This window comes from Streptomyces sp. NBC_00078 (assembly GCF_026343335.1).
Classification (GTDB): Bacteria; Actinomycetota; Actinomycetes; order Streptomycetales; family Streptomycetaceae; genus Streptomyces.
In genome coordinates this window covers 7,878,463-7,890,835 of the sequence record NZ_JAPELX010000001.1, presented here as the reverse complement: position 1 = coordinate 7,890,835, position 12,373 = coordinate 7,878,463, and the positions used below count along the sequence as shown (strand labels likewise).

Sequence of the window (12,373 nt, the reverse complement as noted above, 5' to 3'; positions counted from 1 at the left end):
CCGTGCCGGGCAGCCGACCGCGACCCGCACCACGCGCGGCTGACCGCCCTGCCGGCCGAACCGCACGCCCGCAGCAAGGAGTTCCGGTAAACCGGGCAGACACGTCCGGTCCACGCTCCCGGGCACCGCACCAAAACCCTCGACCACCCGGAAGCCGGCACGCCGCGGTTGAGCTGCGGCGTCCTGCCCGTGCCCGAGGAAGGCCGGGAAGTCGTGCTGATCACGGCCTGCCCCGGATCACCATCGCGTCTCGGTCCCCACCGATCCGCGGTCGCTGAGTGGAAGTCAGTGCCGTCAGGACCGTGGCGATCGCGGGCTGTTCTCGGGCGCCCTCCTCGCGGGCCCCGGGCAGGCCGGCCAGGCAGACGAGCGCCGCTGAAGGCCCTTGAATGTCCTGGTCAACGTGTGTCTGTCGACAGTTGCGACGTCGGCTCCGGTACCGGCACACGACGGCCGTAGTACGTCATCACCAGCTGCTGGACCCCCAAGGTGACACCCAGGCCGAGCCACAGGGCGGTCCCGTTGAACGGCTCGCCGAACGCGGCTTCCGCGACGGCGCCCAGGACCAGCTTGGCGACGATGGTGGCGATCCACAGCAGCAGCGTCTCCCGACCGCCCTTGCGGAACAGCCGCCCGTCCGCTTCCCGCCACATCGGCATGGTGCGACCGCGCAGGAAGCCGGCCAGGGCCGAAACGACGAGCCCGGCGACGAGGAACGCGATTCCGGCCGCGGTCGTGCGGCTCGGACCTGGTGGAATACAGCCGCGCACGATGAGGAGGACGACCCACACATAGGTCGCTGACCGGACTGGCCGCGCGGAGAACTGACTCCACACGATCACGGCGGTGATGCCGATGACCAACAGCACACTGGACGTCACTGATCTGTGGTCCTTCCGGTCGGGTACGTGGCGGGCGTGGATGACAGGGCAGCACGGAAGACGGTGGTACGGGCCGGGTGGTTGTCCGGGTCCTGCCCGAGTCCGGCCGGCCCGGAACGGTTGCCGAGCGCGTATCCATGTGCGGCGGACAGTGCGGCAGGACGGCGTCCTCGATCCGGTTCCGGACCGGACCGGCGCGCCGTAGGCGCCGAAGCGGTGGGTCACCAGGCAGGGAGCGATGCCGGCCGGCTCCGCGACGCGCAATGCTCTCCGGCACGGCCCCGCCCCGTCGCCCCGTCATGCCACCCCCTATTGGCAAGTGGTGACGATAGCTTGCTGAAAAGGTCGCCAACAACAGCGGCGTGGCCGCCTGAGCTGCCTGTCTGCACTGTGGCAATGCGTCATTCATGAGGTGAACTCATCCGCGAGGGAAGGAGTTTCCTTGTTGCGACGCTTGACGGCGTCAGTGGCCGGGAGCACATTGGGGCCACCCTGAGAGCGCTCTCAAACGTGCCTCGCAGGCCATCCCCTCCGTAACCGAGAGGCACCCCCATGAGTGCAACCTCCGGCATACCCAGACGGCGACGCGCACTCGTCGCCGTACTCAGCACGCTCGGCCTGGCGGCGGCGCTCGCTACGACCGCCACCCAGTCCGCCGACGCCTCCGCGCCCACACCCCCGTCGGGCTGGACCCAGACCTTCCTCGACGACTTCAACGGCTCCGCAGGCACCGGCGTGAACACCTCCGACTGGCAGTACGACACCGGGACTTCGTATCCGGGCGGCCCCGCCAACTGGGGCACCGGCGAGGTCGAGACGATGACGAACAGCACCAACAACGTCTCGCTCGACGGCAACGGCAACCTCCGCATCACCCCGCTGCGCGACTCGGCCGGCCGCTGGACCTCGGGCCGTATCGAGACCACCCGCACCGACTTCCGGCCCCCGGCCGGCGGCAAGCTGCGCGTCGAGGCCCGGATCCAGATGCCCGACGTCACGGGCACCGCCGCCGAGGGCTACTGGCCGGCGTTCTGGGCGCTGGGCGCCCCCTATCGCGGCAACTACCAGAACTGGCCGGGCGTGGGCGAGTTGGACGTGATGGAGAACGTCCAGGGCCTGAACAAGGTGTGGGCGACGATGCACTGCGGCACGAACCCGGGCGGCCCGTGCAACGAGACGACGGGCATCGGCAACTCCGTCGCCTGCCCGGCCACCACGTGCCAGTCGGGCTTCCACACCTACAGCATGGAGTGGGACCGCTCGGTGAGCCCGGAGGCGATCCGCTTCTACGTCGACGGCGTCAACTACCACACGGTCACGGCGAATCAGGTCGACGCGACGACCTGGGCCAACGCGACCAACCACGGCTACTTCATCATCCTGAACGTGGCGATGGGCGGCGCCTTCCCGGACGCGCTCGGCGGCGGCCTGGACGGCGACACCCAGTCGGGCCACCCGATGGTCGTCGACTACGTCCAGGTCCTTTCGGCCACCGGGAGCGGCACCACGCCCCCGCCGACCGGCAACCGTGACGCCTACAGCACCATCCAGGCCGAGTCGTACGACGGCCAGTCCGGCACCGCCGCAGAGGCCGCCGCCGACACCGGCGGCGGCCAGGACATCGGCTCCCTGGCCAACGGCGACTGGGCCCTGTACAAGGGCGTCGACTTCGGCTCCAGGGCGGCCACCCAGTTCTACGCCCGCGTGGCGAGCGGCGCGGCCTCCGGCGTGAGCGGCCTGGTCGAGGTCCGCCTGGACAGCCGGACCAGCACGCCCGTCGGCAGCTTCTCGCTCGCCAACACCGGGGGCTGGCAGTCCTGGAGGACGGTCCCGGCCAACATCAGCCCGGTGACCGGCACACACGACGTCTATCTCACCTTCACCAGCGGCCAGCCGGCCGACTTCGTGAACGTGAACTGGTTCGACTTCGGGCACTGACCGGAATGGCGGCGGCGCCGGGCGGCTCGACCTTCACATACGGGTCCCCGTCCCCCGGCCTCGCCGCCATGCCCCCTTCCACCTTCCACGTCGGCCTTCCGTACCGGCCCGAACCCTCCCTGCCTGAGGGCGACTTGGGCTCGGACCCGTACGCCGCCAAGTGGGAGCCGGGGCTCGGAGGCCGACCGGACTCGACGCACGCCGTGGCGTCCTGAGTCAGCGCAGCTCCGCCCGGAACGCCGCCGGTGTCAGCTCCGTGTGCTGCTGGAAGAACTTGGAGAAGTTCGCGGCGTCCGGGAAGCCGATCGCGGCGCCGACGCGCCCGATCGGCATGTCGGTGTGGGCCAGCAGGCGCTTGGCCTCCAGGACGACCCGTTTGTCGATGAAGCCTTTGGGGGTCTCGCCGGTGGCTGCGCGGACCGCGCGGACGAGGGTGCGGCGGGAGTAACCGAGGGAGTCGGCGTAGGCGCTGACGCTGTGGTTGGTGGCGAAGCTCTTCTCCACGGCGTCCCGGAAGAGCGTGAAGGTCGTGTCCGACTGACGGCGCGCCGCCTCCGCCGAACTGGCTGCCAGATGCGCGAGGCGCAGCAGGAACGCCGTCAGGGAGTGGCGCAGTACCGCGGTGTGCAGGCTCAGCGGCAGCGTCGCCGTGTCCTCGTACTCGCGTTGCAGCTGGGCGAGCGAGGAGCGGAGGCCGGCCAGCCTGGGTGCGTCCGGGTGGAGCAGGGGCGGCAGGTCGTAGCGGTAGAGGCCGGTCGCCTCCACCGTGGCACGGGGCAGGAAGCCGGGCTGCATGGTCAGGACGGTTCCGCGGTACTCGCTCGTGCGCGAGAACCGGTGGACCTGTCCCGGACGGATCCACAGCACATCACCGGCCGACGCCTCGTACTCGGCGAAGTCGATCATGTGGCGGACGGGGCCGCCGTCGAAGAGCATCACCACATGGAAGTCGATGCGGTGCACACGCTCCAGCGGCGCCTCGGCGTGCCAGGTCCGGCCGGCCTCCATCGGGCCGGCCTGGATGCCGACTCCGCCCACGCTCAGCTCGACCGGGAAGGGGAACGTTCGAATGCCGTCCACCTGGCCGTCATCGTCTCCACCTTGGATGGTTCTGTCCGCCATGTCCTTCTCACGCCGCCCGGCCGAAGCTCTCCGTGTCCCACTTTCACCACAGGCTGACACACGGCGACCTTCCCCCGTAAAAGTCAGACTTTTAAGTTTGAACGCATCAGAGCAGTTACGCCGCTTCGATCGAGGATTTCTTGAAGATGAGTACGCAGACACCGGACAGCTTCGAATGGACCGAACTCGACCGGCGTGCCGTCGACACCGCCCGTCTGCTGGCGGCCGACGCCGTGCAGAAGGTCGGCAACGGCCACCCCGGCACGGCGATGAGCCTGGCCCCGGCCGCGTACACGATCTTTCAGAAGGTGATGCGTCACGATCCCGCCGACCCCGAGTGGACCGGTCGGGACCGTTTCGTTCTCTCGCCCGGCCACACCTCGCTGACCCTCTACACCCAGCTCTTCCTGTCGGGGTACGAGGTCGAGCTGGATGACCTGAAGGCCTTCCGGACGCACGGGTCCAGGACACCCGGTCACCCCGAGTACGGGCACACCGCCGGCGTCGAGACCACCACCGGTCCGCTCGGCCAGGGCCTCGCCAACGCCGTCGGCATGGCGATGGCCGCCCGCTACGAGCGCGGTCTGTTCGACCCGGAGGCCCCCGAGGGCACCTCCCCCTTCGACCACACCATCTGGGCGATCGTCTCCGACGGCGACCTGGAGGAGGGCGTCTCCGCCGAGGCCTCCTCCCTGGCCGGCCACCAGAAGCTCGGCAACCTCGTCTTCCTCTACGACGACAACCACATCTCCATCGAGGGCGACACCGCGACCGCGTTCTCCGAGGACGTGCTGAAGCGGTACGAGGCCTACGGCTGGCACGTGCAGCGCGTCGAGCCCTCGCTCGGCGGCGACACCGACGTACCGGCCCTGTACGCGGCGCTCAGGGCCGCCCAGGCCGAGACCGGCCGGCCCTCCATCATCGCGATGCGTACCATCATCGCCTGGCCCGCCCCGAACGCGCAGAACACCGAGGCCTCCCACGGCTCGGCGCTCGGCGCCGACGAGATCGCCGCCACCAAGCGCATCCTCGGCTTCGACCCCGAGCAGTCCTTCCAGGTGGAGGCCGACGTCCTCGCCCACGCCCGGGGGGCGCTGGACCGCGGTGCCGAGGCGCACGCCGCCTGGGACAAGCAGCTCGACAAGTGGCGCGGCGCCAACCCCCAGCGCGCCGAGCTGTTCGACCGGATCGTGGCCGGGCAGCTGCCCGAGGGCTGGCAGGACGTCCTGCCCGTCTTCGAGGAGGGCAAGGCGGTCGCCACCCGTGCCGCCTCCGGCAAGGTGCTGCAGGCCCTCGGCCCGGTGCTGCCCGAACTGTGGGGCGGTTCCGCCGACCTGGCCGGCTCGAACAACACCACCATCGACAAGACGTCGTCCTTCCTGCCGAAGGGCAACCCGCTGCCCGAGGCAGACCCGTACGGCCGAACGGTCCACTTCGGCATCCGCGAGTTCTCGATGGCCGCGGAGATGAACGGCATCGCGCTGCACGGCAACACCCGCATCTACGGCGGCACCTTCCTGGTGTTCTCCGACTACATGCGCAACGCGGTACGGATGTCGGCGCTCATGCAGCTTCCGGTGACGTACGTCTGGACCCACGACTCCATCGGCCTCGGCGAGGACGGACCGACCCACCAGCCGGTCGAGCACCTGGCCGCGCTGCGCGCCATCCCGGGCCTGAACGTCGTCCGCCCCGCCGACGCCAACGAGACGGCGATCGCCTGGGCCGAGATCCTTGAGCGGCACGCCACCAACCCCGCTCCGCACGGACTCGCGCTCACCCGTCAGGGTGTGCCGACGTACGCGCCCAACCCGGATGCGGCGAAGGGCGGTTACGTCCTCAAGGAGTCCTCCACCAGGACTCCGGACGTCGTCCTGATCGCCACCGGCTCCGAGGTCCGGCTCGCCGTCGCCGCGCGTGAACAGCTGGAGGCCGAGGGGATCGGCGCCCGCGTGGTGTCGATGCCGTCCGTGGAGTGGTTCGAGGAGCAGCCGCGCGAGTACCGCGAGCAGGTCCTCCCACCGTCCGTGCGAGCGCGTGTCGCCGTCGAGGCCGGCATCGGTCTGACGTGGCACCGGTTCACAGGCGACGCGGGACGCATCGTCTCCCTCGAACACTTCGGCGCCTCCGCCGACGCCGAGACCCTGTTCGCCGAGTTCGGCTTCACCCCCGAGAACGTCGCCGCCGCGGCCCGCGAATCCCTCGCGGCCGCCCGCGGTTGATCCGATCGCAAGAAAGAAGATGAGCACTGTGACCGAAGCAGCCGCGACCGCGGGAGCCCTGGGGCGCCTCAGCGACGAAGGCGTCTCCATCTGGCTGGACGACCTGTCGCGCAGCCGGATCGAATCCGGCAACCTCGCCGAACTGGTCGAGAACAAGCACGTGGTGGGCGTGACCACCAACCCGTCCATCTTCCAGGCCGCCATCGGCTCCGGCGCGGGCTACGAGGAGCAGCTCGCCGACCTCGCCGTGCGCGGCGTCACGGTCGACGAGGCCGTACGCATGATGACCACGGCGGACGTGCGCGCCGCCGCCGACATACTGCGGCCCGTGCACGACGCCACCGGCGGCCGCGACGGCCGGGTCTCCATCGAGGTCGACCCGCGTCTCGCCCACCACACGGCGGCCACGATCGCCGAGGCCAAGCAGCTCGCCTGGCTCGTCGACCGCCCCAACGTCATGATCAAGATCCCCGCGACCAGGGCGGGCCTCCCGGCGATCACCGAGGTCATCGGCCTCGGCATCAGCGTCAACGTCACGCTGATCTTCTCCCTGGAGCGCTACCGCGAGGTCATGGACGCCTACCTGGCGGGCCTGGAGAAGGCCGCCGCGAAGGGCCTGGACCTCTCCGCCATCCACTCCGTGGCCTCCTTCTTCGTCTCCCGAGTCGACTCCGAGATCGACAAGCGGCTGACCGTGCTGGGCACGGCCGAGGCGCTCGCGCTCAAGGGCAGGGCGGCGCTCGCCAACGCGCGGCTGGCGTACGAGGCCTACGAGGATGTGTTCGGCTCTGCCGACAATTCGACACGCGGAGGCGGGCGCTGGGCGGCCCTCGCCGGCGCCAAGGCCAACAGGCAGCGCCCGCTGTGGGCCTCGACCGGCGTGAAGGACCCGGCGTACAAGGACACCCTGTACGTCGACGAGCTGGTCGCCCCCGGCACCGTCAACACCATGCCGGAGGCCACCCTCGACGCCACCGCCGACCACGGCGACATCACGGGCGACACGGTGACCGGCGGCTACGCGCAGGCCCGCGCCGACCTGGCGGCCGTGGAAGCGCTCGGGATCTCCTACGCCCAGGTCGTGAAGCAGTTGGAGGACGAGGGCGTAGCCAAGTTCGAGGTGGCCTGGCAGGACCTGCTGAACGCCGTGGCGAAGTCCCTGGACAGCAAGGGAGTTGACGCAGCATGACCGAGGAAGCAGTGACGGGGGCGGGACTCGACTGGACCAACCCGTTGCGCGACGAGCGCGACCGCCGGCTGCCGCGTATCGCGGGCCCGTCCGGTCTCGTCATCTTCGGCGTCACCGGCGACCTGTCCCGCAAGAAGCTGATGCCGGCCGTCTACGACCTCGCCAACCGCGGCCTGCTGCCGCCTGGCTTCTCCCTCGTCGGGTTCGCCCGCCGGGACTGGGAGGACCAGGACTTCGCACAGGTCGTGCACGACGCGGTCCGCGAGCACGCGCGCACCGAGTTCCGCGAGGAGGTCTGGCAGCAGCTGGCCGAGGGCATGCGCTTCATTCCGGGCGACTTCGACGACGACACGGCGTTCAAGCAGCTGAAGTCGGCCGTCGACGAGCTGGACGCCTCCCGCGGCACCGGAGGCAACTTCGCCTTCTACCTCTCCGTACCGCCGAAGTTCTTCCCCAAGGTCGTCCAGCAGCTGAAGAAGCACGGTCTGGCACGCGCGCAGGAGGGCTCCTGGCGGCGTGCGGTGATCGAGAAGCCGTTCGGGCACGACCTGGCGAGCGCCCGGGACCTGAACGCGCTCCTGCACGACGTGTTCGACCCGGACCAGGTGTTCCGCATCGACCACTACCTGGGCAAGGAGACCGTCCAGAACATCCTGGCGCTCCGCTTCGCCAACCAGATGTACGAACCCATCTGGAACCGGTCGTACGTCGACCACATCCAGATCACCATGGCCGAGGACATCGGCATCGGCGGCCGGGCCGGCTACTACGACGGCATCGGCGCCGCCCGTGACGTCATCCAGAACCACCTCCTGCAGCTGATGGCGCTCACCGCGATGGAGGAGCCCATCGCCTTCGACGCCGAGTCGCTGCTCACCGAGAAGCTCAAGGTCCTCAAGTCGGTGCGGGTGCCGGAGAAGCTGGGCGAGCACACTGTTCTCGCGCAGTACGCCGAGGGCTGGCAGGGCGGCGAGAAGGTGGCCGGCTACCTCCAGGAAGACGGCATCGACCCGCAGTCGAAGACCGACACCTACGCGGCCGTCAAGCTGGAGGTGGACAACCGCCGCTGGGCGGGCATCCCCTTCTACCTGCGTACCGGCAAGCGCCTGGGCCGCCGGGTCACGGAGATCGCGGTCGTCTTCAAGCGGGCCCCGCACTCCCCCTTCGACTCCACCGCCACCGAGGAGCTCGGCCAGAACGCGATCGTCATCCGCGTCCAGCCCGACGAGGGCATGACGGTGCGGTTCGGCTCCAAGGTGCCGGGCACCTCCATGGAGATCCGGGACGTGTCGATGGACTTCGCCTACGGCGAGTCGTTCACCGAGTCCTCCCCGGAGGCGTACGAGCGGCTCATCCTGGACGTGCTGCTCGGCGACGCCAACCTGTTCCCCCGTCACCAGGAAGTGGAAGAGTCCTGGAAGATCCTCGACCCGATCGAGAAGTACTGGGCGCGGCACGGCAAGCCCGCGCAGTACCCCTCGGGAAGCTGGGGACCCGAGGAAGCCGACGAGATGCTCGCACGAGACGGACGGAGCTGGCGCAGGCCATGAAGATCGACCTGACCGACACCACGGCAAGCAAGATCAACAAGGCGCTGGTGCAGGGCCGCCGCGCCATCGGCACCCCCGCCGTGGGCATGGTCCTGACGATGGTCATCGTCACGGACGAGGAGAACGCCTACGACGCGACCAAGGCGGCCGAGGAGGCCTCGCACGAGCACCCCTCGCGCACCCTGGTGGTCATCAAGCGGCACGCCCGCACCCCGCGCGACCGCATGGCCTCCAAGCTGGACGCCGAGGTCCGGGTGGGCGCCGACGCCGGCACCGGCGAGACGGTGATCCTGCGCACCTACGGCGAGGTGTCCGACCACGCCGACTCCGTCGTGCTGCCGCTGCTGCTGCCGGACGCGCCGGTCGTGGTGTGGTGGCCGGTGGACGCGCCGAAGGTGCCCGCCAAGGACCCGCTGGGCGCCCTCGCCCAGCGCAGGATCACCGACCTGTACGCGGTGGAGAACCCGATGGAGGCGCTGGAGCAGCGGGCCCGTTCCTACGCGCCCGGTGACACCGACCTCGCCTGGACCCGGCTGACCCCGTGGCGTTCGATGCTGGCTGCGGCCCTGGACCAGGCCCGCAGCAGGATCATCTCGGGGGCCGTGGAGGCGGAGGCCGACAACCCGGCGGCGGAGCTGCTGGCGCGCTGGCTGGAGGCGCGGCTGAACGTGAAGATCGACCGTGTCGTCACCGCCGGTCCGGTCGTGACGGCCGTCCGTCTCGGCACCGAGCAGGGCGAGATCGTCATCGACCGCCCCGAGGGCCCGCTCGCCACGCTGACCCTGCCGGACCAGCCCTCGCGCACCCTCGCGCTCAAGGTCCGCACCACCTCCGAACTCATCGCCGAGGAGCTGCGGCGCCTCGACGCGGACGAGATGTACGCCGTCGCCCTGCGCGGCGAGGCCACCAAGGAGACCCCCTCACATGTCTGACTCTTCGTCCGACTCCCCCAGGCTCAGCCGCCGGCCCGAGTGGACGGCGCTGGAGGACCACCGCGCGGACGCGCTGCAGCGCCCGCGGCTGCGTGAGCTGTTCGCGCAGGACCCCGGGCGTGCGGAGCGGTACGTCGTGCGCGTCGGTGACCTGCGCATCGACTACTCCAAGCACCTGGTCAACGACGAGACCCTCGCCCTGCTGCGGGAACTGGCCGTCGCCACCGATGTGTCCGGTCTGCGCGACGCCATGTTCCGCGGCGAGAAGATCAACGTCACCGAGGACCGTGCAGTGCTGCACACCGCACTGCGGGCGCCCCGGGACGCGGTGATCGAGGTCGACGGCGAGAACGTCGTGCCCGAGGTCCACGCGGTCCTCGACAAGATGAGCGCATTCGCCGAGCGGGTCCGTTCGGGCGAGTGGACCGGTCACACCGGCAAGCGCATCCGCAACGTCGTCAACATCGGCATCGGCGGCTCCGACCTCGGTCCGGCGATGGCGTACGAGGCGCTGCGCACCTTCACGGCGCGGGAGTTGACGTTCCGCTTCGTCTCGAACGTGGACGGCGCCGACCTGCATGAGGCGGTGCGGGACCTGGACCCGGCGGAGACGCTGTTCATCGTGGCGTCCAAGACGTTCACCACGATCGAGACCATCACCAACGCGACGTCGGCCCGCACCTGGCTGCTGGCCGGCCTCGGCGGCGACGACAAGGCGGTCGCCCGGCACTTCGTCGCGCTGTCGACGAACGCCGGCAAGGTCACCGGGTTCGGCATCGACCCGGACAACATGTTCGAGTTCTGGGACTGGGTCGGCGGCCGCTACTCCTTCGACTCGGCGATCGGCCTGTCGCTGATGATCGCCATCGGCCCGGACCGCTTCCGCGAGCTGCTCGACGGCTTCCGCATCGTCGACGAGCACTTCCTGAACGCGCCAGCAGAGGCCAACGCCCCGCTGATTCTGGGCCTGTTGGGCATCTGGTACGGCAACTTCTTCGACGCCCAGTCGCATGCGGTGCTGCCGTACAGCCACTACCTGTCCAAGTTCACCGCGTATCTGCAGCAGCTGGACATGGAGTCCAACGGCAAGTCGGTGGACCGTGACGGCCATGTGGTCGGATGGGAGACCGGCCCGGTGGTGTGGGGCACGCCCGGCACCAACGGCCAGCACGCCTACTACCAGTTGATCCACCAGGGCACCCGGCTCATCCCCGCCGACCTGATCGGCTTCGCCCGTCCGGCCGGCGAGCTGAGCGGCGAACTGGCCGCACAGCATGACCTGTTGATGGCCAACCTGTTCGCGCAGGGCCAGGCGCTGGCCTTCGGCAAGACCGCGGACGAGGTGCGCGCGGAGGGGGTTGCCGAGGCGCAGGTGGCGCACCGCACGTTCCGGGGCAACCACCCCACGACCACGATCCTGGCGCGCGAGCTGACCCCGTCGGTGCTGGGCCAGCTCATCGCCCTGTACGAGCACAAGGTGTTCGTCCAGGGCGCCGTCTGGAACATCGACTCCTTCGACCAGTGGGGCGTCGAGCTCGGCAAGGTCCTGGCCAAGCGCGTCGAGCCCGCACTCACCGAAGGCGCGGACGTCCCCGGTCTCGATCCCTCCACCACCGCTCTCGTGGCCGCGTACCGCGAACTCAAGGAAGGCAACTGACATGCAGCTCGGTCTCATCGGTCTGGGCAAGATGGGCGGCAACATGCGCGAGCGGATCCGCCGCGCAGGTCACACCGTCATCGGCTACGACCGCAATCCCGAGGTCACCGATGTCAAGAGCCTCGCCGAAATGGTCGAGCAGCTCGAAGCTCCGCGCGTGATCTGGGTGATGGTCCCGGCCGGCCCCGCCACCCAGTCCGTCGTCGACGAACTCGGCGGCCTCCTCTCCGCCGGTGACACGGTCGTCGACGGCGGCAACTCCCGCTGGACGGACGACGAGAAGCACGCCGCGGAACTGGGCGCCAAGGACATCGGCTTCGTCGACGCGGGTGTCTCCGGTGGTGTGTGGGGCCTGCAGAACGGCTACGCGCTGATGGTCGGCGGTGAAAAGGCACATGTCGAGCGGCTGCAGCCGATCTTCGAGGCGCTCAAGCCGGAGGGCCCCTACGGCTATGTCCACGCGGGCAAGGTCGGCGCCGGCCACTTCTCCAAGATGGTCCACAACGGCATCGAGTACGCCATGATGCAGGCCTACGCCGAGGGCTGGGAGCTGCTGGAGAAGGTCGACTCGGTGGACAACGTCCGTGAGGTGTTCCGTTCCTGGCAGGACGGCACGGTCATCCGTTCCTGGCTGCTGGATCTCGCGGTCAACGCCCTCGACGACGACGAGCACCTCGACAAGCTGAAGGGCTTCGCGCAGGACTCCGGCGAGGGCCGCTGGACTGTCGAGGCGGCCATCGACAACTCCGTGCCGCTTCCGGCGATCACGGCCTCCCTCTTCGCGCGGTTCGCGTCCCGCCAGGACGACTCCCCGCAGATGAAGATGGTCGCGGCCCTGCGCAACCAGTTCGGCGGGCACGCCGTCGAGTCGAAGTAGGCCCG

Annotated in this window: 9 protein-coding genes and 1 pseudogene; 8 read left to right on the top strand and 2 right to left on the bottom strand. The window is 69.7% G+C overall.

Annotated features, from left to right (window positions below; genetic code table 11):
- Nucleotides 1-111: 111 nt before the first annotated feature.
- A pseudogene (locus tag OOK07_RS43830) lies at nucleotides 112-459 on the top strand (hypothetical protein); the annotation flags it as partial.
- Here OOK07_RS43830 and OOK07_RS36630 read toward each other — a convergent pair.
- The gene (locus OOK07_RS36630; protein ID WP_266800780.1) at nucleotides 399-881 is read right to left on the bottom strand and encodes a hypothetical protein; all 483 of its coding nucleotides are present in this window, start codon (nucleotides 879-881) and stop codon (nucleotides 399-401) included. The pseudogene OOK07_RS43830 and the gene OOK07_RS36630 sit on opposite strands and share 61 nt — an antisense overlap.
- Nucleotides 882-1,433: 552 nt before the next feature.
- Between OOK07_RS36630 and OOK07_RS36625 the strand changes: the two genes are divergently transcribed.
- A complete protein-coding gene (locus tag OOK07_RS36625) occupies nucleotides 1,434-2,819 on the top strand; it encodes a glycoside hydrolase family 16 protein (RefSeq protein ID WP_266800779.1) in 1,386 nt (461 codons plus the stop codon).
- A gap of 216 nt (nucleotides 2,820-3,035) precedes the next feature.
- On the opposite strand, the gene OOK07_RS36620 is transcribed toward OOK07_RS36625, so the two are convergent.
- Nucleotides 3,036-3,941, bottom strand: a complete 906-nt coding sequence (locus tag OOK07_RS36620; RefSeq protein WP_266686422.1) for a helix-turn-helix transcriptional regulator — start codon at nucleotides 3,939-3,941, stop codon at nucleotides 3,036-3,038.
- 146 nt (nucleotides 3,942-4,087) lie between these two features.
- On the opposite strand from OOK07_RS36620, the gene tkt reads away from it, so the two are divergent.
- From tkt to gnd, 6 genes are read left to right on the top strand one after another with little or no spacing between them, the layout of a single operon-like run.
- On the top strand, nucleotides 4,088-6,163 hold the full coding sequence (tkt, locus tag OOK07_RS36615; protein ID WP_266686421.1) for a transketolase: 2,076 nt from the start codon (nucleotides 4,088-4,090) through the stop codon (nucleotides 6,161-6,163).
- Between the two features lie 19 nt (nucleotides 6,164-6,182).
- Entirely contained in the window at nucleotides 6,183-7,352 is a 1,170-nt protein-coding gene (gene tal, locus OOK07_RS36610) for a transaldolase (protein WP_266800778.1), read from the top strand.
- Nucleotides 7,349-8,902: a glucose-6-phosphate dehydrogenase gene (zwf, locus tag OOK07_RS36605; RefSeq protein ID WP_266800777.1), complete on the top strand. Its 1,554-nt coding sequence runs from the start codon at nucleotides 7,349-7,351 to the stop codon at nucleotides 8,900-8,902. The genes tal and zwf overlap by 4 nt, the downstream gene beginning before the upstream one ends.
- On the top strand, nucleotides 8,899-9,834 hold the full coding sequence (gene opcA / locus OOK07_RS36600) for a glucose-6-phosphate dehydrogenase assembly protein OpcA (RefSeq protein WP_266800776.1): 936 nt from the start codon (nucleotides 8,899-8,901) through the stop codon (nucleotides 9,832-9,834). The genes zwf and opcA overlap by 4 nt, the downstream gene beginning before the upstream one ends.
- Nucleotides 9,827-11,491: a glucose-6-phosphate isomerase gene (gene pgi, locus OOK07_RS36595; RefSeq protein WP_266800775.1), complete on the top strand. Its 1,665-nt coding sequence runs from the start codon at nucleotides 9,827-9,829 to the stop codon at nucleotides 11,489-11,491. Before opcA ends, pgi begins: the two co-directional genes overlap by 8 nt.
- A gap of 1 nt (nucleotide 11,492) precedes the next feature.
- Nucleotides 11,493-12,368 (top strand): phosphogluconate dehydrogenase (NAD(+)-dependent, decarboxylating), encoded by an 876-nt coding sequence (gene gnd, locus OOK07_RS36590; protein WP_266800774.1) that lies wholly within the window; start codon nucleotides 11,493-11,495, stop codon nucleotides 12,366-12,368.
- Nucleotides 12,369-12,373 lie beyond the last annotated feature (5 nt).

Bases quoted from the DNA above. Each gene is read 5' to 3' on its own strand.
- OOK07_RS36625 (WP_266800779.1), top strand. From the start codon at position 1,434: ATGAGTGCAACCTCCGGCATACCCAGACGGCGACGCGCACTCGTCGCC.
- tal (WP_266800778.1), top strand. From the start codon at position 6,183: ATGAGCACTGTGACCGAAGCAGCCGCGACCGCGGGAGCCCTGGGGCGC.
- zwf (WP_266800777.1), top strand. From the start codon at position 7,349: ATGACCGAGGAAGCAGTGACGGGGGCGGGACTCGACTGGACCAACCCG.
- pgi (WP_266800775.1), top strand. From the start codon at position 9,827: ATGTCTGACTCTTCGTCCGACTCCCCCAGGCTCAGCCGCCGGCCCGAG.
- tkt (WP_266686421.1), top strand. From the start codon at position 4,088: ATGAGTACGCAGACACCGGACAGCTTCGAATGGACCGAACTCGACCGG.
- OOK07_RS36620 (WP_266686422.1), bottom strand. From the start codon at position 3,941: ATGGCGGACAGAACCATCCAAGGTGGAGACGATGACGGCCAGGTGGAC.
- opcA (WP_266800776.1), top strand. From the start codon at position 8,899: ATGAAGATCGACCTGACCGACACCACGGCAAGCAAGATCAACAAGGCG.
- gnd (WP_266800774.1), top strand. From the start codon at position 11,493: ATGCAGCTCGGTCTCATCGGTCTGGGCAAGATGGGCGGCAACATGCGC.